The following is a 20,138-nucleotide window of genomic DNA, read 5'->3' on the forward strand; positions in this document are numbered from 1 at the left end:
GGGACGTGACGCCAGGGCCTGTCGACGTGGCCCACGGCGTCGTCCTCGACGGGCGGTACCGCATCGAGGACGTCGTCGGCCAGGGCGGCATGGCGACCGTGTACCGGGCGCACGACGAGGCGCTCGGCCGCGACGTCGCGGTGAAGCTCTTCCCTCCCACGCCCGACTCGGACGAGGTGCTCCGGCACCAGGCCGAGATCAAGGTGCTCTCGCAGATGAACCACCCGGGCCTCGTCGCCCTCCACGACGCCGGCTCGGCCTACGCCGGGGGCCCCCTCCAGCAGACGTACATCGTCATGGAGCTGGTGCCGGGGCCGACGCTCGCCGACCTCCTCGCCACGGGTCCGCTGACGTCGACGCACACCGCGCGGATCGGGCGTCAGCTCGCCGAGGCGATCGCGACCGTGCATGCCGCCGACGTCGTCCACCGTGACATCAAGCCCGCCAACATCCTGCTCGTCGAGCGCGCCTCCGCGGTGCGCGAGGCGCCGGACGCAGCCCTGACGACGGGCCCGATCGTCAAGCTGGCGGACTTCGGGATCGCCCGCTTCGCCGACGGCGCCCGGCTCACGATGACGGGGACGACGCTGGGCACGGCCACCTACCTCAGCCCCGAGCAGGCGACGGGGGCGGGCGCAGGTCCGCCGACGGACGTGTACGCGCTCGGCCTCGTGCTGCTCGAGTGCCTGACCGGCCGCAGGGCCTTCACGGGCACCGTCGCGGAGGTCGCGGCGGCGCGCCTGACGACGGACCCGCCCATCCCGCCCGACGTCGGCCCGGAGTGGACCGCCCTGCTCCAGGGCATGACCGCGCGGGAGCCGGAGGCGCGGCTCACGATGGTCGAGGCGGCACGTCGTCTCGGTGCGCTCGCCGGGGCCGGCCGTGGCACCGGCGCTGCCGAGCAGGCCGTGCTCCTCGCCCCGGCGGCGCCGGGGATCGTCGTGCCGGGGGACGCCGACGGGACGGCGCCGCACCGCATGGGGACCGACACCGGCCCGGCAGCCATGCACGCCACGCATGCCCCCGCCCCGTCGCGCCGCGACCGGCGCGCGGCGGCGGGGACCGTCCAGCGGCCCGGGCGAACGGACCACGACCCGGACGCCACCGGGCGGACCCAGCCGATCCCGCTCGTGCCCGCGTCGGTCCCACCCGCGACGGCCCGCGGGCGCGCGGGCGCGCGTGCCCGGCAGACCGTCCGGCGGCGCTGGGCGATCCTCGTGGCGGTCGCCGTGGTGCTGCTCGCCTCGGTGGCCCTGGTGATCGGTCTCGCGGCCGGGGACCGCGGTGCCTCCGAGCCGCCGCCGTACCCGGCCGTCGAGGGCGAGCTCGGTGAGGTCCTGGAGGACCTGCAGCGGAGCGTCGAGCCGTGAGCCGCGTCGGGATGCGCCACCGGACGGCCGCGGTGCTGGTGGCGGCCGCGACGGCCCTGGCCGGCTGCGGCGCGCAGCCTGTGGACCTCGCCGCCGACGCGGCGGCGCGGCTCCAGGAGGCCGTGTGGTCCGTGTCGTCGGCGGCCGCGCAGGGACGCCACGACGCCGCTGCGGCAGCGCTCGCCCGCGTGAGGTCCGAGCTCGACGTGGCGGTCGAGGACGGTGACATCTCCGTGCAGCGGTACCGCGCGGTCGACGAGGCCCTGCGCGCCGTGGAGGCCGAGCTGACCGCCGTGCGGGAGGCGGTCGCGTCCCCGGCGGACGACGACGCAGCTGCCGAGGCCCCGGTGGCCGAGGAGCCCGGGACCGAGGTGGTGGAGCCGGTCGTGCCGGTCGACCCGGCGCCGCCGGCCCCGCCGGCACCGGCCCCCCAGGCGCCGGCCGACGAGGACGCGCAGCAGGGCAACGAGGGGAACCAGGGCAACGGCGTGGGGCCGGACGGCAACCGCGGGCGTGGCGGCGGTCAGGGCGGCTCCGGCAAGGGTCAGGGGCGCTCGCCGGCCCACGCGCCGGGGCAGTCGCCGGTCCACCCCTCCGGCCAGCGGGGTCCCGCCGGGCGGGAGTGAGGCCGGCGTCTCACCAGCCGCGGCGCCACCACTCGGCACGGTGCGGGCGCTCCGCCCCGAGCGTCGTGTCGCGACCGTGGCCGGGGTACACCCACGTGTCGTCCGAGAGGGTGCCGAAGACGCGCTGCTCGAGGTCGGTCATGAGCGTCCGGAACGCGGCCGCGTCGGCCGTCTTCCCCGGTCCTCCGGGGAACAGGCTGTCCCCGGTGAACAGGTGCGCGCGGCCGGGGACCGCGTCGGGGCCGGCTCCGCGGGCGGGCTCGCGGTACAGGAGCGCGAGCGAGCCGGGCGTGTGCCCGCGCAGCGCCACGACCTCCAGGACGACGTGGCCCACCGATACGAGGTCGCCGTGGTGCAGCCGACGGTGCACCGCGGCGGGGACGGCGGCCGCGTCGTCCGCGCCGCACGCGTGGTGCGCGCCGGTCACGGCCAGCACCGACTCCAGGGCACCGACGTGGTCGGCGTGGCGGTGCGTGGTGACGACGGTGCTCAGCCGGGCCGTGGGGGAGCCCTCCCTGATGAGCGCCAGCAGCCGGTCCGGCTCGGCGGCAGCGTCGACCAGCAGCTGGTCACCGCCGACGCGGGAGGTCAGCAGGTAGGAGTTGTTGTCCATCGGCCCCACGGAGAGCTTGCGGATCACGACCTCGTCGAGGACGCGCGCCTGCGGCGGCCCGCCCGGGACGACGTCTCCGGTGTAGCTCATGGCGTCCATCGTGCTCCTCGTGGGGCGCCGGCGCAGGGGCCGCTCGTCCCGGCCGTCGACGGCTGAGGACGGGCTGGGTGTGACATCGAACACTTGTACGACAGTCGGCGGGCACGTACGATGCTGCGGTGAATGACCGACTGCGCGTGCAGGGTGCGCGCGAGCACAACCTCCGCAACGTCGATCTCGATCTTCCCCGGGACAGTCTCATCGTCTTCACGGGTCTGTCCGGCTCGGGGAAGTCCTCGCTCGCCTTCGACACGATCTTCGCCGAGGGCCAGCGGCGCTACGTCGAGTCGCTCTCCGCCTACGCCCGCCAGTTCCTCGGGCAGATGGACAAGCCGGACGTCGACTTCATCGAGGGCCTGTCCCCGGCGGTGTCGATCGATCAGAAGTCCACGAACCGCAACCCTCGTTCCACGGTCGGGACCATCACGGAGGTCTACGACTACCTCCGGCTGCTCTTCGCCCGCGCCGGCACGCAGTTCTGCCCTGTCTGCGGCGAGCAGGTCAGCCGCCAGACCCCGCAGCAGATCGTCGACCGGCTCCTCGAGCTGCCGGAGGGCACGCGGTACCAGGTGCTCGCGCCCGTCGTCCGCGGGCGCAAGGGCGAGTACGCCGACCTGTTCCGCGAGCTGCAGGCGAAGGGCTTCGCCCGGGCGCGGGTGGACGGCGAGGTCCGCCAGCTGACCGAGGCGCCGGTGCTGGAGAAGAAGCTCAAGCACACGATCGAGGTCGTGGTCGACCGGCTCGTCGCGCGCGACGGCGTTCAGCGCCGGCTCACGGACTCGGTCGAGACGGCGCTGACCCTCGCGGGTGGGCTCCTCGTCGTCGAGCTCGTCGACGCGGACGAGGACGACCCCGGCCGGGAGCGTCGGTTCTCCGAGCACCGGGCCTGCCCGAACGACCACCAGCTGACGCTCGAGGAGATCGAGCCGCGGACGTTCTCCTTCAACGCCCCGTACGGCGCCTGCCCGGAGTGCACGGGCATCGGCAGCCGGCTCGAGGTCGACCCCGACCTGATCATCCCGGACGAGGACGCGACGCTCGCCGGCGGTGCCGTCGCGCCGTGGTCGCAGACGTCGTCGGAGTACTTCCAGCGCGTCCTGCGCGCGCTGTCCGAGGACCTCGGCTTCTCGATGGACGTGCCGTGGCGCGCCCTGCCGGAGCGCGCCCGCCAGGCGATCCTGCACGGCAAGGACCACGAGGTCCACGTCCGGTACCGCAACCGGTGGGGGCGCGAGCGGCAGTACAGCACGGGCTTCGAGGGCGTCGTGTCGTTCATCGAGCGCCGGCACGCCGAGACGGACTCGGAGTGGTCGAAGGACAAGTACGAGGCCTACATGCGCGAGGTGCCGTGTCCCGTGTGCGCCGGCTCGCGCCTCAAGCCCGAGGTGCTCGCCGTGCGCGTCGGCGGCCGGTCGATCGCCGACGTGTGCCGCCTGCCCCTGCGGGAGGCGCGCGACTTCCTCGCCGCCCTCGAGCTCGGGGAGCGCGAGCGCGCCATCGCGGCGCAGGTCCTCAAGGAGATCCAGGCGCGGCTCGGCTTCCTCCTCGACGTGGGCCTGGACTACCTCTCGATGGACCGCGCCGCCGGCACGCTGTCCGGCGGCGAGGCGCAGCGGATCCGGCTCGCGACCCAGATCGGGTCCGGACTCGTCGGCGTCCTGTACGTGCTGGACGAGCCCAGCATCGGGCTGCACCAGCGCGACAACCGCCGCCTCATCGACACGCTGACGCGGCTGAGGGACCTCGGGAACACGCTCATCGTCGTCGAGCACGACGAGGACACGATCCGCACCGCCGACTGGATCGTCGACATCGGCCCCGGCGCCGGCGAGCACGGCGGCCGCGTCGTGCACTCCGGGGACCTCGAGGGTCTCCTCGCCTCGACGGAGTCCGTCACCGGCGCGTACCTCTCGGGGCGCCGCAGCATCCCGACCCCGGAACGTCGTCGGACCATCGACCGCAAGCGCCAGGTGACCGTCGTGGGCGCGCGCGAGCACAACCTGCGCGGCATCGACGTCAGCTTCCCGCTCGGCTGCTTCGTCGCGGTGACCGGCGTCTCGGGCTCGGGCAAGTCGACGCTCGTCAACTCGATCCTCTACACGGTCATGGCGAACGAGCTGAACGGCGCGCGTCAGGTGGCCGGTCGGCACACCCGGGTCACCGGGCTGGACCACCTCGACAAGGTGGTCCACGTCGACCAGGGCCCCATCGGGCGCACGCCGCGGTCCAACCCCGCCACGTACACCGGGGTGTGGGACCACGTGCGCAAGCTCTTCGCCGAGACGACCGAGGCGAAGGTCCGGGGCTACACCCCGGGACGGTTCTCCTTCAACGTCAAGGGCGGCCGGTGCGAGGCGTGCTCCGGCGACGGCACGCTGAAGATCGAGATGAACTTCCTCCCCGACGTCTACGTGCCGTGCGAGGTGTGCCACGGCTCCCGCTACAACCGGGAGACCCTCGAGGTGCACTTCAAGGGCAAGACCGTCGCCGACGTGCTCGACATGCCGATCGAGGAGGCGTCGGAGTTCTTCGCCGCCGTCCCGGCGATCTCCCGCCACCTCAAGACGCTCGTGGACGTCGGGCTCGGCTACGTGCGGCTCGGTCAGCCCGCGCCCACGCTGTCCGGTGGTGAGGCGCAGCGCGTCAAGCTCGCCGCCGAGCTGCAGCGTCGGTCGACGGGCCGCACGGCGTACGTCCTGGACGAGCCGACGACGGGCCTGCACTTCGAGGACATCCGCAAGCTCCTCGGCGTGCTGCAGTCGCTCGCCGACAAGGGCAACAGCGTCATCGTCATCGAGCACAACCTCGACGTCATCAAGAGCGCCGACTGGGTCATCGACATGGGCCCGGAGGGCGGCTCGGGCGGCGGCGTCGTCGTCGCGCAGGGCACGCCCGAGCAGGTGGCGCGGGTCGAGGACAGCCACACCGGGCGCTTCCTGGCCGAGCTGCTCCTCCAGCGCAGCATGGCCGCGTCCGCCTGAGGTCAGCCGACGGCGCCCTGGGCCACGCGGGAGGGGGCGGCGTCGAGGCGGACCGGGAAGTTGACGGAGCGGGCGATGAAGCAGTGCTCGTGGGCGCGTGCGTGCAGGCCGGCGAGCTCGCCGTCGGTGACCGTCCGGCCGTCGTCGCGCAGCGGCCCCGCGAGCGTCACGCACGGCCGCAGGACGACCTCGCGGAACTGGCCGTGGCCGGCGCCCTCGACCCGCATCGTGCCGGTGGCGCGGTCGGTGTAGCCGACGACGACCACGCCGTCCGCCGACGCGAGGTGGAGGAACCAGAGCATGTGGCACTGGGCCAGCGCGGCGACCAGGAGCTCCTCCGGGCTGAACCGCCCGGGGTCGCCGCGGAAGGCGGGGTCGGCGGAGCCGAGCAGCGGCGGCTTGGACCCGATCCGGACCTCGTGGTCCCGGGAGTACGCGGTGTAGCTCGTCGTGCCGGACTCGCCCGCACCGGTCCAGACGACGTCGGCTGTGTAGCTGTGCAGGAGTCCCATCTGCCGAGGCTACCGGCCGCACCGGCGTGCGCCCAGGACCGGCGCGGAACCCCGTCGGGCAGGAGCCGTCCTCGGCGGCCACCGGCGCGGTCGTCGTCCGGGTCTGTCGGTGCGGCGAACTAGGCTCGTGCGCATGGCCGATCCCGCCACGTACCGTCCGCGACCCGGCCAGGTCCCCGACTCTCCCGGCGTGTACCGCTTCAAGGACGAGCACGGCCGGGTGGTCTACGTCGGCAAGGCCAAGAGCCTCCGCTCGCGGCTCGCCAGCTACTTCCAGGACCTCTCCGCGCTGCACCCGCGCACCCAGCAGATGGTCACGACCGCGGCGTCGGTGGAGTGGACGGTCGTGGGCACGGAGGTGGAGGCCCTCGCGCTGGAGTACTCCTGGATCAAGGAGTTCGACCCCCGCTTCAACGTGAAGTACCGGGACGACAAGTCCTACCCGTACCTCGCCGTGACCCTCGGCGAGGAGTACCCCCGGGTCCAGGTGATGCGCGGCCGGAAGCGGCCCGGGACCCGCTACTTCGGCCCGTACGCCCACGCCTGGGCCATCCGCGAGACGGTCGACCTGCTGCTGCGGGTCTTCCCGGTCCGCACGTGCAGCGCGGGCGTGTTCCGTCGCGCCAGGCAGACGGGCCGGCCCTGCCTGCTCGGGTACATCGACAAGTGCTCGGCGCCGTGCGTCGGCCGGGTGAGCGAGGCCGAGCACCGCACCCTCGCCGAGGACTTCTGCGACTTCATGGCGGGGGAGACGGCGCGCTTCACGCGTCGCCTCACCGCCCAGATGAGGGCGGCCGCCGCGGAGATGGACTACGAGCGGGCGGCCCGCCTCCGGGACGACATCGGCGCCCTCGAGCGGGCGACCGAGAAGAACGCCGTCGTCCTCGCCGACGGCACCGACGCCGACGTCTTCGCCCTGGTCGGGGACGAGCTCGAGGCGGCCGTGCAGGTCTTCCACGTCCGGGACGGGCGCATCCGCGGTCAGCGGGGCTGGGTCGTGGAGAAGGTGGAGGACATCACCGACGCCGAGCTCGTCGAGCACCTCCTGCAGCAGGTCTACGGCGACGAGGGCGGCTGGTCGGCCCCCGAGCGCGACTCCGGGGGTGCGCGGCGCCCGGAGCAGGTGCGGGTCGCCGAGAGCGCCGTGCCGCGCGAGGTCCTCGTGCCGGTCCTGCCGCCGGACGTCGAGCAGGTGACGGCGTGGCTCAGCGGCGTGCGGGGCTCGCGCGTCCGGGTCCGCGTGCCGCAGCGCGGCGACAAGCGCGACCTCGCCGAGACGGTGCGGCGCAACGCGGAGCAGTCCCTGGTGCTGCACCGCACCCGACGCGCCGGCGACCTGACGACCCGGAGCCAGGCGCTCCAGGAGCTCCAGGAGGCGCTGGACCTGCCGACGGCGCCGCTGCGGATCGAGTGCTACGACATCTCGACCACGCAGGGCACGCACCAGGTGGGGTCCATGGTGGTCTTCGAGGACGGCCTGGCGCGCAAGGGGGAGTACCGCAGCTTCGTCGTCCGCGGTGCGGACGGGGAAGGCGCCCGGGACGACACCGCCGCGATGTACGAGGTGATCACCCGGAGGTTCCGGCGCTACCTGCAGGAGCAGGAGGAGTCCGGGGACCTGCCCCTCGGCGAGTCCGACGACGACGTCCTGCCGCACCCGTCGCCGGGACGGGAGGTGTCCGCCGAGGCCCGTCGGCCCGGCCGGTTCGCGTACCCGCCGCAGCTCGTCGTCGTGGACGGGGGGCCGCCGCAGGTCGCGGCCGCCGCCCGCGCCCTGGCGGACCTCGGCATCGACGACGTCGCCCTGTGCGGCCTCGCGAAGCGGCTGGAGGAGGTCTGGCTGCCGGGGGCGGACTACCCGGTGATCCTCCAGCGCAGCTCCGAGGGCCTGTACCTGCTCCAGCGCGTCCGCGACGAGGCGCACCGGTTCGCCATCCGGCACCACCGGTCGCGCCGGAGCAAGAGCATGACGGTGTCTGCGCTCGACGGCGTACCGGGCCTCGGCCCGTCCCGCAGCGCGGCGCTGCTCAAGCACTTCGGCTCCGTCAAGAGGCTCCGTGCCGCGACCGTGGAGGAGATCGCGACCGTCAAGGGCATGGGGGCGAGGACGGCGCAGGCCGTGGTGGACGCCCTGCAGCGCGAGGGCCGTGCCGACCAGGACGGTCCCGACCGGAACGGTGCCGACCACAGCGGTGGAGGCCGCGGCACCCGCCAGGACGCGCCTGGCATGCTGGAGGCATGAGCTCGGAGCCGCCCACGACCACCGTCCCGTCCGGCATCCCGGTCCTCGAGGCGACGACGCCGACCCCGCGGGGAGAGCTGCCCGAGCTGCTGCTCATCACCGGCATGTCGGGCGCCGGTCGCAGCCGGGCCGCCGCGGTCCTCGAGGACCTCGACTGGTACGTCGTGGACAACCTGCCACCGCAGCTCCTGCCGCAGATGGTGCGGATGATGAGCGCGGCACACGGGGCGGTCCACCGTCTCGCGGCCGTCGTCGACGTCCGCGGACGGGAGTTCTTCCGCGACCTCGTCGAGGTGATCGACGGCCTCCGCGAGTCCGGCTTCCCCTACCGGCTGCTGTTCCTCGACGCGTCGGACCCGGTGCTGGTCCAGCGGTTCGAGGCCGTCCGGCGCCCCCACCCGCTGCAGGGTGAACGCCGGATCCTCGACGGCATCGCCGACGAGCGCGAGCTCATGCGCGGCATGCGTGAGCGCGCGGACATCGTCATCGACACCACCGAGCTCAACGTGCACGACCTCGCCCGCGAGGTGCGCGCGGCCGTGACCGGGGGCGAGGGCGACGCGCTGCGGGTCAACGTCCTGTCCTTCGGCTTCAAGTACGGCCTGCCGCTCGACGCGGACCACGTCGTCGACGTGCGGTTCCTGTCCAACCCCTACTGGATCGGCGAGCTGCGCCACCTCACCGGGCGGGACGAGCCCGTGCGCGACTACGTGCTGGGCCTGCCCGGCGCGTCGCTGTTCGTCGAGCGGTACGTCGACGCCCTCGAACCGGTGCTCGCCGGCTACGAGACGGAGGACAAGCGGTACGCGACGGTCGCCGTCGGGTGCACCGGGGGCAAGCACCGCTCCGTCGCGATCTCCGAGGCCGTGGCGGCCGCGCTCCGGCAGAGGGGCCACCGCGTCGTCGTGTCGCACCGCGACCTGGGGCGGGAGTGACGGGCCCCGCGCCGGGGCTGCACCCCGGTGGTGTGGGCCCGGCCGTCGTCGCTCTCGGTGGTGGGCACGGGCTCTCCGCGAGCCTGTCCGCGCTCCGGCTCATGTCCGACCGCCTGACGGCGGTCGTCACCGTCGCCGACGACGGCGGCTCGAGCGGCCGGCTCCGGCAGGAGATGGGCGTGCTCCCGCCGGGGGACCTCCGGATGGCGCTGTCGGCGCTGTGCGACGACACCGACTGGGGCCGCACCTGGCGCGACGTCCTCCAGCACCGGTTCACGTCCGACGGGTCGCTGGACCAGCACGCCGTCGGCAACCTGCTCATCGTCGCGCTGTGGGAGCTCCTCGGGGACACCGTCGCCGGGCTCGACTGGGTCGGCCGGCTGCTCGGCTCGCGCGGTCGCGTCCTGCCCATGGCCGCGGTCCCGCTGGCCATCGAGGCGGAGCTCGTCGACACGGTCGACGGTTCCGAGCGCGTCACGGTCGTGCGGGGGCAGAGCCATGTCGCCACCGCCGCCGGCCAGGTCAGGTCCGTGCGGCTCCTGCCCGCCGAGCCGCCGGCGTGCCCCGAGGCGGTCGCGGCCGTCGACGCGGCGGACTGGGTCGTGCTCGGCCCCGGCTCGTGGTTCACGTCCGTCATGCCGCACCTCCTCGTGCCCGAGCTCTCCGCGGCGCTGCACCGCACGGCCGCACGACGCTGCCTCACCCTCAACCTCTCCGCGGAGACGGGGGAGACCCCGGGGATGCGCGCCCACGACCACCTCGTCGCCCTCCGGCGGCACGCCCCGGACCTCCGCATCGACGTCGTCGTCGCCGACCCGAGCGCGATCGACGACGTCTCCGCCCTCCAGGACGAGTGCGCCGCCATGGGAGGGCACCTCCTCCTGCGCCAGGTGCGGGTCGGCGACGGCACGCCGTGCCACGACCCGCTGCGGCTCGCGGCGGCCTACCGCGACGCCTTCGAGGGCTTCCTGGGCGACATCGGGACGAGGGCGCGGTGATGGCAGGATGACGCCCATGGCGTTGACCGCACAGGTGAAGGACGAGCTCGCCCGTCTCCCCGTCGACAAGACCTCCCACCGCAAGGCGGAGGTGTCGGCGACCCTGCGGTTCGCCGGTGGCCTGCACATCATCTCCGGCCGCATCGTCATCGAGGCGGAGCTGGACACGGGGGTCGCCGCGCGGCGGCTGCGCCAGTTCGTGGCGGAGGTCTACGGCCACACGAGCGACGTCGTCGTCGTCAGCGGCGGCGGCCTGCGGCGGGGCACCCGCTACGTCGTCCGCGTGGTCAAGGACGGCGAGTCGCTGGCGCGTCAGACCGGGCTCCTCGACAACCGTGGCCGGCCCGTCCGCGGCCTGCCGCCCCAGGTGGTGTCGGCGGGGACGGGGGAGGCGGAGGCCGCCTGGCGCGGGGCGTTCCTCGCGCACGGCTCGCTCACCGAGCCGGGCCGGTCGGCCGCGCTGGAGGTGACGTGCCCCGGACCGGAGGCCGCCCTCGCGCTCGTGGGCGCCGCGCGGCGGCTGGGGATCGCCGCCAAGGCCCGAGAGGTCCGGGGCGTGGACCGCGTGGTCATCCGGGACGGGGACGCGATCGGCGCGATGCTGACCCGCCTCGGCGCCCACGACGCGGTGCTCGTGTGGGAGGAGCGGCGCATGCGTCGGGAGGTCCGCGGCACCGCGAACCGCCTGGCCAACTTCGACGACGCGAACCTGAGGCGGTCCGCGCGCGCGGCCGTCGCGGCGGGTGCCCGCGTGGAGCGCGCCTTCGAGATCCTCGGCGAGGACCTGCCCGAGCACCTGCGCGAGGCCGGGATGCTGCGGCTCCAGCACAAGCAGGCGTCCCTGGAGGAGCTGGGTCAGCTGGCCGACCCGCCGCTGACGAAGGACGCCGTCGCCGGTCGCATCCGGCGGCTCCTCGCCACGGCGGACAAGAAGGCCGCGGAGCTGGGTCTGCCGGACACCGAGGCGGGCCTGACGGCCGACATGCTCGACGTCTGAGCCGACCGGCACGATCGGTCCCCGCCCAGGTGGGGGGCCGTGAGAAAGCAGCACGTCCTGCGGCGTCGCTGCCGGACGAACGTCCCGACGACGCGCGTGTGCCCGCCGTGTAACCTGGGCAACATCTGGGACAGAGATCGAGCCTCGTGGTGCGGTCCCCAGGGCGTACACCGCCGTGCGCAACCCGTCAACGACCCATCGTGCGTACCGGGAATGCGGTGCGCCTTGAGGAGGGCATAGTGACCATCCGCGTCGGAATCAACGGCTTCGGCCGCATCGGACGTAACTTCTTCCGCGCAGTCCTGGAGTCGGGCGCCGACATCGAGATCGTCGGTGTCAACGACCTCACGGACAACAAGACGCTGGCCACCCTGCTGAAGTACGACTCGATCCTGGGCAGGCTCGCGCAGGACGTCACGTTCGACGAGGAGAGCATCACCGTCGGCGGGAAGTCCTTCAAGGCCCTGGCGGAGCGCGACCCGTCGGCGCTGCCGTGGGGCGAGCTGGGTGCGGACATCGTCATCGAGTCGACCGGCATCTTCACGGACGCCACGAAGGCGAAGGCGCACCTCGACGCGGGCGCCAAGAAGGTCATCATCTCGGCGCCGGCGAAGAACGAGGACGCCACCTTCGTCATGGGTGTGAACCACACCGAGTACGACGCGGCGAACCACCACATCATCTCGAACGCCTCGTGCACGACGAACTGCCTGGCCCCCATGGCCAAGGTCCTCGACGAGAACTTCGGCATCGTGCGCGGTCTCATGACGACGATCCACGCGTACACCCAGGACCAGAACCTCCAGGACGGCCCGCACAAGGACCTGCGCCGTGCGCGCGCCGCGGCCCTCAACATGGTCCCGACGTCGACCGGTGCCGCCAAGGCCGTCTCGCTCGTCCTGCCGCAGCTCAAGGGCAAGCTCGACGGCTACGCCATGCGCGTGCCCGTCCCGACCGGCTCCGCGACGGACCTGACCTTCACGGCCTCCCGCGAGGTCACGGTCGAGGAGGTCAACGCCGCGGTCAAGGCCGCGTCCGAGAGCCCCGAGCTCAAGGGCATCCTCACCTACACCGAGGACCCGATCGTCTCCACTGACATCGTCACCGACCCGGCCTCGAGCATCTTCGACGCCGGCCTCACCAAGGTGATCGGCGACCAGGTCAAGGTCGTCGCCTGGTACGACAACGAGTGGGGCTACTCCAACAGCCTCGTCAAGCTCGTCAGCTACGTCGGCGACCGTCTCTGACCGTCGTCCGTCCTCCGACGAGCACCGCACGATGACCGACGTCCGCGTGCGCCGCAGCCCCGAGCCCGCGGCGCACGCGGACGTCGTCGCGTCCGCCCCCTGACAGACACCGAGGAAGGCACATGAAGACCATCGACGACCTGGGCGACCTGCGCGGCAAGCGCGTGCTGGTCCGCTCCGACTTCAACGTCCCGCTGGACGGCAGCACGATCACCGACGACGGCCGCATCCGCGCGGCGCTGCCGACGCTCCAGAAGCTGATCGACGCCGGTGCCCGGGTCGTGGTGACGGCCCACCTCGGGCGGCCCAAGGGCGCTCCCGATGCCAAGAACTCCCTCGCCCCGGTCGCGGTCCGGCTCGGTGAGCTGCTCGGCGTGCCGGTCCGCCTGGCCGAGGACACGGTGGGCGAGTCCGCTCGCGCCACGGTGGAGGGCCTGGCCGACGGCGAGGTCGCGCTCCTGGAGAACATCCGCTTCGACGCGCGTGAGACCTCCAAGGACGAGGCGGAGCGCTCTGCGCTCGCCGACGACCTCGCCGCGCTCGCCGACGCCTACGTCTCGGACGGTTTCGGCGTCGTCCACCGCAAGCAGGCGTCCGTCTACGACGTGGCGCTGAAGCTGCCGGCCGCCGTCGGCGGGCTCGTGCTGTCCGAGGTGAGCGCGCTCCGTCGCGCCACCGACGACCCCGAGCGGCCCTACGTCGTCGTCCTCGGCGGGGCGAAGGTGTCCGACAAGCTCGGCGTCATCGCGAACCTCCTGACCAAGGCCGACCGTCTGCTCATCGGTGGCGGGATGGTCTTCACGTTCCTCGCGGCCAAGGGCTGGTCGGTCGGCACCTCGCTGCTCGAGGAGGACCAGGTCGAGACGGTGAAGGGCTACCTCGCCACGGCCGAGGAGCGCGGCGTGGAGATCGTGCTGCCCACCGACGTCGTCGTCGCCGACGCCTTCGCCGCCGACGCACCCCACGACGTGGTGCCGGCGGACGCGATGCCCGACGGCCGGATGGGCCTGGACATCGGCCCGGAGTCCGCCGAGCTGTTCGCGGCGAAGATCCGTGACGCGCGGACGATCGTGTGGAACGGACCGATGGGCGTCTTCGAGTTCGAGGCGTTCGCCGCCGGCACCCGGGCGGTGGCCCAGGCCATGGTCGACGCCGGCCGGGACGGCGCGTTCTCGATCGTCGGCGGTGGCGACTCCGCCGCGGCCGTCCGTCAGCTCGGCTTCGACGAGGCGGGCTTCGGGCACATCTCCACCGGTGGTGGGGCGAGCCTGGAGTTCCTCGAGGGCAAGGAGCTCCCGGGTATCGCGGTCCTCGAGCAGAAGACGGAGAAGTGACGATGGCGACGGTCCGCACCCCGCTCATGGCGGGCAACTGGAAGATGAACCTCGACCACCACCAGGCCACGCACCTCGTGCAGAAGCTGGCGTGGACGCTCAAGGACGCGAAGCACGACTACTCGGCCGTCGAGGTCGCCGTGCTCGTGCCCTTCACGGACCTGCGCTCCGTGCAGACGCTCGTCGACGGCGACAAGCTCGACCTCGTGTACGGCGCGCAGGACGTCTCCGCCCACACGGAGGGCGCCTACACCGGCGAGATCTCGCCGGTCATGCTCGCCAAGCTGGGCGTCACGTACGTCGCCGTCGGCCACTCCGAGCGCCGCGAGTACCACCGCGAGGACGACGCGCTGTGCGCGGCGAAGGTCCGGTCGGCGTTCGGCCAGGGCATCGTGCCGATCCTCTGCGTCGGAGAGGGCCTGGACGTCCGCAAGGCGGGCGAGCAGGTCCCGTACACGCTGGCGCAGCTCGACGGTGCCCTGGAGGGGCTGCCCGCGGAGCACGCCAGCCGGATCGTCGTCGCGTACGAGCCGGTCTGGGCCATCGGCACCGGTGAGGTCGCCACCCCGGAGGACGCGCAGGAGGTCTGCCAGGCCATCCGTGAGCGGCTGGCCGAGCTGTACTCCCGCGAGGTCGCCGACGGCGTCCGCGTCCTGTACGGCGGCTCCGTGAAGTCCGGCAACGTCGCTGCGATCATGGCGCAGCCGGACGTGGACGGCGCCCTCGTCGGTGGCGCGAGCCTCGACGCCGAGGAGTTCGCCAAGATCGTCCGCTACCAGTCGCACAGCACGGGCCTCTGATCGACGCCCGTCGGCCCCCGTCCGGACGGGCGGGGGCCGACGCGTGCCACGCCCGAACCGGTGACGCGTGCGGGTTGCCCGCCCCGCGTCGCCTATCCTTGAGCGGGCGCCCGCCGGTGCCCTGCTGCCGCACGAGTGAGGAACAGACGAGTTCGTGGACGCCCTGCGCATCATCCTTCAGGTCCTGCTGGTCCTCTCCAGCTTCCTCGTCATCGTTCTCGTGCTCCTGCACAAGGGCAAGGGAGGCGGCCTGTCGGACATGTTCGGCGGCGGCATCTCGAGCGGTGCGGGCAGCTCCGGCGTGGCCGAGCGGAACCTCAACCGCATCACCATCGGCCTGGCCGTCCTCTGGGCGGTCGTCGTCGTGCTCTTGGGCCTGATCCAGCGCGTCAGCTGACAACGGAGGTCGACCGTGGCGAGCGGTAGTGCAATTCGAGGGTCCCGCGTCGGCGCGGGACCGATGGGTGAGGCCGAGCGCGGGGAGTCCGCTCCCCGGTTCTGGGTGTCGTACTGGTGCGCCAACGGCCACGAGACGCGTCCCAGCTTCTCCGAGGAGGCCGGAGCCGAGGCGCCGGAGACGTGGGACTGCCCGCGCTGCGGCTACCCCGCCGGTCAGGACCAGGAGAACCCTCCGGCCCCGGTGCGGAACGAGCCGTACAAGACGCACCTGGCCTACGTGAAGGAGCGTCGCACGGACGAGGACGGCGCGGCCATCCTCGACGAGGCGCTCTCGGCCCTGCGGGCCCGACGGGGCGGCTGAGCCCACCACGGCTCCGGCCGCGGCGGGCGGCACGGCGGCTGCGGCCGTCGGGCCGGTGCGCCGTGCCCGCTGGACGTCAGTCCGCCGACGGCACCTGGCTCGCCGCCTCGACGTCCAGCAGCCAGAGGGTCCGCCGCCGCCCGAGCGCACCGGCAGCCGGGGTGCTCACGATGTCGTCGCCCGCCAGCCCGCGGGCGGCCGCCTCGGCCTTGTCCGCGCCGGCGACGACCAGCCACACCTCGAGGGCCGCCTCGATCACCGGCCACGTCAGGCTCACGCGTTCCGGCGGCGGCTTCGGTGAGCCGTGCACGCCGACCACGGTGCGGTCCACCACGGTGAGCGCCTCGTGGCCCGGGAAGAGCGACGCGACGTGGCCGTCGGGTCCCATGCCGAGCAGCAGCACGTCGAACGTGGGGACGGCCGGACCCGCGTCGTCGCCCGGCTCGTGCTCCGCCGCGAAGCTCCCGAGCTCGGTGGCATAGGCCTCCGCGGAGTCCTCGGGCGTCGCGATCCCGGGGGCGTCCGCCGCCGGCATGGCGTGGATGTTCCCGGCGGGGATCGGCAGGGCTTCCAGGAGCGCCTCGCGGGCCTGCGTCTCGTTCCGGTCCGGGTGCCCCGTGGGCAGGAACCGCTCGTCGCCCCACCAGAGGTGCACGCCGGTCCAGTCGACGGCGTCCCGCAGCGGCGAGGTGGCGACCTCGCGCAGCGTCCGGATGCCCACCGTGCCGCCGGTGAGTCCGACGTGCAGCGGTCGGTGCGTCGCCTGGCCGTCGAGGAGCAGCAGGAGGAGCCGGGCCGCGGTGGCGGACGCGACGGTGGCGGCGTCGGGGTGCACGACGGCGAGCCGCCCTGGTCGTGTCGTCATCGGTCGACCCTCTCCAGCCCGATGGTGAGCACCTCGCCGAACACCTCGTCGGGGTCAAGTCGCCGCAGGTCCTCGGCGACGCACTCGGTCAGCTGGCGCAGCGGCATGGACACGCGCCGCTCCGGCTGACCGGGCTGCTGCAGGGTCGCGACACGACCGTCCGGCCGGTCGATGACGACCGGCCCGCTGCTGCGCTCGAGCTCCACCCGCGTCACCGCCTCCGCGTCGAGGGTGACCACGTCCACGGGGCAGTCCAGCGACTCCGCCAGCCACGCCGCCAGCAGCCACACGCTGGGGTGCCGTCCGGAGCCGTGCACGGCGGCGCGGGTGACCGGCTCGTGCGGAGGCTGGTCCAGGGCCGCGGCGAGGAGACCGCGCCAGACCGTCAGCCGGGTCCACGCGAGGTCCGTGTCCCCGGCGGCGTAGGCCGCCCGGAGCCGGCGCAGGGCGTCCCGCGGCTCGGCGCAGCGGACCGTGTCGGTGATCCGTCGCTGCGCCATCCGGCCGAGCGGGTGCTCGGCGGGCACGTCCGGCATCGAGTCGGGCCACCAGACGACGATCGGCGCGTCCGGCAGGAGGAGCGGCATGACCAGGGTGTCCCCGTGCGCGAGCATCTCGCCGGACGCGCGGAGCACGACGACCTCGCTGGCACCCGCGTCGCCGCCGACGCGGATCTGGGCGTCCACCCGGCCGTGCTCGCACCGCTGGTCCTCGGCCAGGACGATCACCCGGCAGGGGTGCTCCCGGCTCGCCGCGTTGGCGACGCCGACGGCGTCCTCGAGGTGGTCCGCCGCCACCTCCACGAGCAGCGTGAGGACCCGTCCGAGGGCGACCGCGCCGCCCTCGTCGCGCAGTCGGAGCAGCGCCTTCGCCACGGCGGACGTCGTCGTGTCGGGCATGTCGTGGATCATCGTCGTCCTCCGTCGCTGGGCACCGCAGGCACCGTCCCGCTCATGGCCGGCGCCAGCTGCGTCCGTCGCGGGCCATCATCGCGTCCGCCGACTCCGGCCCCCACGTCCCCGAGCGGTAGGGCTCGGGCCGGCCGTTCTCCGCCCAGTACGCCGTGATGGGGTCGAGGATGCGCCAGCTGAGCTCGACCTCCTCGTGGCGGGGGAACAGCGGCGGGTCACCGAGCAGGACGTCGAGGATGAGCCGCTCGTAGGCCTCGGGGGACGACTCCGTGAAGGCGTGCCCGTAGCCGAAGTCCATCGTGACGTCGCGGACCTCCATCGCGGTGCCGGGGACCTTGGAGCCGAACCGCATCGTCACGCCCTCGTCGGGCTGGACGCGGATCACCAGCGCGTTGTTGCCCAGCTCCTCCGTCGCCGTCGACTCGAACGGCAGGTGCGGTGCCTTCTTGAACACGACGGCGATCTCGGTGACGCGCCGGCCGAGCCGCTTGCCGGCCCGCAGGTAGAACGGCACCCCGGCCCAGCGCCGCGTGTCGATGTCGAGCCGGATCGCCGCGTACGTCTCGGTCGTGGAGTCCGGGCCGATGCCCTGCTCGTCGAGGTACCCGACGACCTCCTCCCCGCCCTGCCACCCGGCGGCGTACTGGCCGCGGGCCGTGTGACGGGCCAGGTCCTTGGGGATCCGGACCGCCGAGAGCACCTTCTCCTTCTCGGCGCGCAGCGCGTCCGCGTCGAAGGAGACCGGCTCCTCCATCGCCGTCAGCGCGAGCAGCTGCAGGAGGTGGTTCTGGATGACGTCGCGTGCGGCGCCGATCCCGTCGTAGTACCCCGCGCGGCCGCCGATGCCGATGTCCTCGGCCATCGTGATCTGCACGTGGTCGACGAAGTGCGCGTTCCAGATCGGCTCGAACAGCTGGTTCGCGAACCGCAGCGCCAGCATGTTCTGGACGGTCTCCTTGCCCAGGTAGTGGTCGATGCGGAACACCGACTCGGGCTCGAAGACCTCCGAGACGACGTCGTTGAGCTCCCGGGCGCTCGCCAGGTCGTGGCCGAACGGCTTCTCGACGACGACGCGCCGCCACGCCCCCTCAGGCTGCTCCGACAGGCCGGAGCGGGCGAGCTGACGGCAGACGAGAGGGAACGCGCTTGGCGGCACGGACAGGTAGAACGCGTGGTTCCCGCCCGTGCCCCGCTCCGCGTCCAGCTCGGCGACGGTCGTGCTGAGCCGGTCGAACGCCGCGTCGTCGTCGAACTCGCCCTGGACGAACCGGATGCCCTCCGCGAGCTGCTTCCACGTGGTCTCCCGGAACGGCGTCCGGGCGTTGGCCTTGACCGCGTCGTGGACGACCTCGGCGAAGTCCTGGGTCTCCCAGTCGCGGCGTGCGAAGCCGGTGAGCGCGAAGCCCGGGGGGAGCAGCCCCCGGTTGGCCAGGTCGTACACCGCCGGCATGAGCTTGCGGCGTGCGAGGTCTCCCGTGACGCCGAAGATGACGAGGCCGCAGGGGCCCGCGATCCGGGGCAGTCGGCGGTCCCGCGGGTCGCGCAGCGGGTTGAGCTCCGCCGTGACGGGGCTGGGGCTCACTCGGCGCTCTCCCCGTCCTGGCCGGTGCCCCGCAGGCCCTCCGTCACCGTCTGCAGCAGCTCGGCCCAGCTGGCCTCGAACTTCTCCACGCCCTCGACCTCGAGCTGCTCGGTCACTGCGTCCAGGTCGATGCCGACGGCGGCCAGGCGCTCCATCCGGGCGGCGGCGTCGTCGTACGCGGTGGTCACGGTGTCGCCGCGGACCTCGCCGTGGTCGGCGACGGCCTCGAGGGTCTTGCCGGGCATGGTGTTCACCGTGTCCGGCGCGACGAGCTCGTCGACGTAGAGCGTGTCGGGGTACGCGGGGTCCTTGACCCCCGTCGACGCCCACAGGGGACGCTGGACCTGCGCGCCGGCGGTGGCGAGGCCCTGCCACCGGGGCGAGGCGCACACCTCCTCGAAGTACTTGTACGCGAGGCGCGCGTTGGCGATCGCCGTGGTGCCCCGCAGGTCCGCCGCCTCGGGGCTGCCGATCGCGTCGAGCTGCGGGTCGACGGCCGCGTCCACGCGCGAGACGAAGAAGGACGCGACGGACTCGATCGTGGTGAGGTCGAGGCCCTTCGCCCGGGCCTGCTCCAGGCCGTCGAGGTAGGCGTCGACCACGGCGCGGTAGCGCTCCAGCGAGAAGATGAGCGTGACGTTCACGCTGATCCCCTCCGCGATGGCGGCGGTGATCGCCGGCAGGCCCTCCACGGTCGCGGGGATCTTGATGAAGAGGTTCGGGCGGTCGACGGTGGCCCACAGCCGGCGGGCGGCCGCCAGCGTGCCGTCGGTGTCGCGCGCGAGCCGCGGGTCGACCTCGAGGGACACGCGGCCGTCCCGGCCGGTCTCCTGGTGGACCGGGGCGAGGAGGTCGCACGCCTCGCGGACGTCGTCGGTGGTGATGGCGAACACGGCCTCGTCGACGTCCGCCCCGGACGCCGCGAGCTCGCGGAGCTGCTCGTCGTAGGCGTCGCCCTTCGACAGGGCGGACGCGAAGATCGTCGGGTTGCTGGTCACGCCGACGACGCCGCGCTCGTCCACGAGCCGCTGGAGCTCACCGGTGCGCAGGAGCTCACGGGACAGGTCGTCGAGCCAGATGGCGACACCCGCCTCGCTCAGGCGGGTGACGGGGGCGGGGGTGGTACCGGCTGCTGCGGTCTGCTCGGTCATCGTTCCTCCTGCGGTGAGGTGGTGTCGCCGTGCACGGTCCGGACGGTGTGCGTCGGCTGCGGGACGGTCGGTGCGGGTGGACGTGCCGGCGAGGTGGACGCGGACGGTGGGGCGG

General features: G+C 73.4%; 18 protein-coding genes. 12 read left to right on the plus strand and 6 right to left on the minus strand.

Going from position 1 to position 20,138, the window contains the following annotated elements; all coding sequences use genetic code 11:
* The first annotated feature begins 5 nt into the window (after nt 1–5).
* Both LG379_RS09715 and LG379_RS09720 read left to right on the plus strand, forming a co-directional pair.
* Entirely contained in the window at nt 6–1,370 is a 1,365-nt protein-coding gene (locus LG379_RS09715) for a serine/threonine-protein kinase (RefSeq protein WP_225754349.1), read from the plus strand.
* Entirely contained in the window at nt 1,367–1,996 is a 630-nt protein-coding gene (locus LG379_RS09720; protein WP_225754350.1) for a hypothetical protein, read from the plus strand. The genes LG379_RS09715 and LG379_RS09720 overlap by 4 nt, the downstream gene beginning before the upstream one ends.
* Before the next feature lie 10 nt (nt 1,997–2,006).
* Here the strand turns inward: LG379_RS09720 and LG379_RS09725 are convergent, their stop codons facing one another.
* Nucleotides 2,007–2,708, minus strand: coding sequence for an MBL fold metallo-hydrolase (locus LG379_RS09725; protein ID WP_225754351.1), 702 nt, complete (start codon nt 2,706–2,708; stop codon nt 2,007–2,009).
* 119 nt (nt 2,709–2,827) lie between these two features.
* Between LG379_RS09725 and uvrA the strand changes: the two genes are divergently transcribed.
* Complete coding sequence (uvrA, locus tag LG379_RS09730; RefSeq protein WP_225754352.1) at nt 2,828–5,689, plus strand: excinuclease ABC subunit UvrA; 2,862 nt, start codon at nt 2,828–2,830, stop codon at nt 5,687–5,689.
* 2 nt (nt 5,690–5,691) lie between these two features.
* Here uvrA and LG379_RS09735 read toward each other — a convergent pair whose 3' ends face one another.
* Entirely contained in the window at nt 5,692–6,201 is a 510-nt protein-coding gene (locus LG379_RS09735) for an OsmC family protein (protein ID WP_225754353.1), read from the minus strand.
* Nucleotides 6,202–6,334: 133 nt separating this feature from the next.
* Between LG379_RS09735 and uvrC the strand changes: the two genes are divergently transcribed.
* The 9 genes from uvrC (at nt 6,335) to LG379_RS09780 (ending at nt 15,514) form a co-directional block, all read left to right on the plus strand.
* A complete protein-coding gene (uvrC, locus tag LG379_RS09740; RefSeq protein WP_225754354.1) occupies nt 6,335–8,443 on the plus strand; it encodes an excinuclease ABC subunit UvrC in 2,109 nt (702 codons plus the stop codon).
* Entirely contained in the window at nt 8,440–9,378 is a 939-nt protein-coding gene (gene rapZ, locus LG379_RS09745) for an RNase adapter RapZ (RefSeq protein ID WP_225754355.1), read from the plus strand. Before uvrC ends, rapZ begins: the two co-directional genes overlap by 4 nt.
* Nucleotides 9,375–10,376 (plus strand): uridine diphosphate-N-acetylglucosamine-binding protein YvcK, encoded by a 1,002-nt coding sequence (gene yvcK / locus LG379_RS09750; protein ID WP_225754356.1) that lies wholly within the window; start codon nt 9,375–9,377, stop codon nt 10,374–10,376. The genes rapZ and yvcK overlap by 4 nt, the downstream gene beginning before the upstream one ends.
* 16 nt (nt 10,377–10,392) lie before the next feature.
* Complete coding sequence (gene whiA, locus LG379_RS09755; protein ID WP_225754357.1) at nt 10,393–11,373, plus strand: DNA-binding protein WhiA; 981 nt, start codon at nt 10,393–10,395, stop codon at nt 11,371–11,373.
* A gap of 239 nt (nt 11,374–11,612) precedes the next feature.
* Nucleotides 11,613–12,620, plus strand: coding sequence for a type I glyceraldehyde-3-phosphate dehydrogenase (gene gap / locus LG379_RS09760; RefSeq protein WP_225754358.1), 1,008 nt, complete (start codon nt 11,613–11,615; stop codon nt 12,618–12,620).
* A gap of 122 nt (nt 12,621–12,742) precedes the next feature.
* Entirely contained in the window at nt 12,743–13,954 is a 1,212-nt protein-coding gene (gene pgk, locus LG379_RS09765) for a phosphoglycerate kinase (protein ID WP_225754359.1), read from the plus strand.
* A 2-nt stretch (nt 13,955–13,956) separates the two neighbouring features.
* Nucleotides 13,957–14,754 (plus strand): triose-phosphate isomerase, encoded by a 798-nt coding sequence (gene tpiA, locus LG379_RS09770; protein ID WP_225754360.1) that lies wholly within the window; start codon nt 13,957–13,959, stop codon nt 14,752–14,754.
* Between the two features lie 154 nt (nt 14,755–14,908).
* A complete protein-coding gene (secG, locus tag LG379_RS09775) occupies nt 14,909–15,151 on the plus strand; it encodes a preprotein translocase subunit SecG (RefSeq protein ID WP_225754361.1) in 243 nt (80 codons plus the stop codon).
* 15 nt (nt 15,152–15,166) lie between these two features.
* Nucleotides 15,167–15,514, plus strand: a complete 348-nt coding sequence (locus LG379_RS09780) for an RNA polymerase-binding protein RbpA (RefSeq protein WP_225754362.1) — start codon at nt 15,167–15,169, stop codon at nt 15,512–15,514.
* Nucleotides 15,515–15,590: 76 nt separating this feature from the next.
* On the opposite strand, the gene pgl is transcribed toward LG379_RS09780, so the two are convergent.
* From pgl to tal, 4 genes are read right to left on the minus strand one after another with little or no spacing between them, the layout of a single operon-like run.
* Nucleotides 15,591–16,379, minus strand: coding sequence for a 6-phosphogluconolactonase (gene pgl / locus LG379_RS09785; RefSeq protein ID WP_225754363.1), 789 nt, complete (start codon nt 16,377–16,379; stop codon nt 15,591–15,593).
* Nucleotides 16,376–17,290 carry a glucose-6-phosphate dehydrogenase assembly protein OpcA gene (opcA, locus tag LG379_RS09790; protein WP_225754364.1) on the minus strand — a complete coding sequence of 305 codons (915 nt, stop codon included), beginning with the start codon at nt 17,288–17,290 and terminating at the stop codon, nt 16,376–16,378. Before opcA ends, pgl begins: the two co-directional genes overlap by 4 nt.
* Nucleotides 17,291–17,330: 40 nt before the next feature.
* Complete coding sequence (gene zwf, locus LG379_RS09795; protein WP_225754365.1) at nt 17,331–18,872, minus strand: glucose-6-phosphate dehydrogenase; 1,542 nt, start codon at nt 18,870–18,872, stop codon at nt 17,331–17,333.
* Nucleotides 18,869–20,023, minus strand: a complete 1,155-nt coding sequence (tal, locus tag LG379_RS09800) for a transaldolase (RefSeq protein ID WP_225754366.1) — start codon at nt 20,021–20,023, stop codon at nt 18,869–18,871. Before tal ends, zwf begins: the two co-directional genes overlap by 4 nt.
* Nucleotides 20,024–20,138: the final 115 nt, after the last annotated feature.

This window comes from Actinotalea sp. Marseille-Q4924, from assembly GCF_916618755.1.
GTDB lineage: Bacteria > Actinomycetota > Actinomycetes > Actinomycetales > Cellulomonadaceae > Actinotalea.

Coding starts and splice junctions, on each gene's coding strand:
- pgk (WP_225754359.1), top strand. CDS start 12,743: ATGAAGACCATCGACGACCTGGGCGACCTGCGCGGCAAGCGCGTGCTG.
- opcA (WP_225754364.1), bottom strand. CDS start 17,290: ATGATCCACGACATGCCCGACACGACGACGTCCGCCGTGGCGAAGGCG.
- uvrC (WP_225754354.1), top strand. CDS start 6,335: ATGGCCGATCCCGCCACGTACCGTCCGCGACCCGGCCAGGTCCCCGAC.
- whiA (WP_225754357.1), top strand. CDS start 10,393: ATGGCGTTGACCGCACAGGTGAAGGACGAGCTCGCCCGTCTCCCCGTC.
- LG379_RS09725 (WP_225754351.1), bottom strand. CDS start 2,708: ATGGACGCCATGAGCTACACCGGAGACGTCGTCCCGGGCGGGCCGCCG.
- LG379_RS09735 (WP_225754353.1), bottom strand. CDS start 6,201: ATGGGACTCCTGCACAGCTACACAGCCGACGTCGTCTGGACCGGTGCG.
- tal (WP_225754366.1), bottom strand. CDS start 20,023: ATGACCGAGCAGACCGCAGCAGCCGGTACCACCCCCGCCCCCGTCACC.
- pgl (WP_225754363.1), bottom strand. CDS start 16,379: ATGACGACACGACCAGGGCGGCTCGCCGTCGTGCACCCCGACGCCGCC.
- rapZ (WP_225754355.1), top strand. CDS start 8,440: ATGAGCTCGGAGCCGCCCACGACCACCGTCCCGTCCGGCATCCCGGTC.
- tpiA (WP_225754360.1), top strand. CDS start 13,957: ATGGCGACGGTCCGCACCCCGCTCATGGCGGGCAACTGGAAGATGAAC.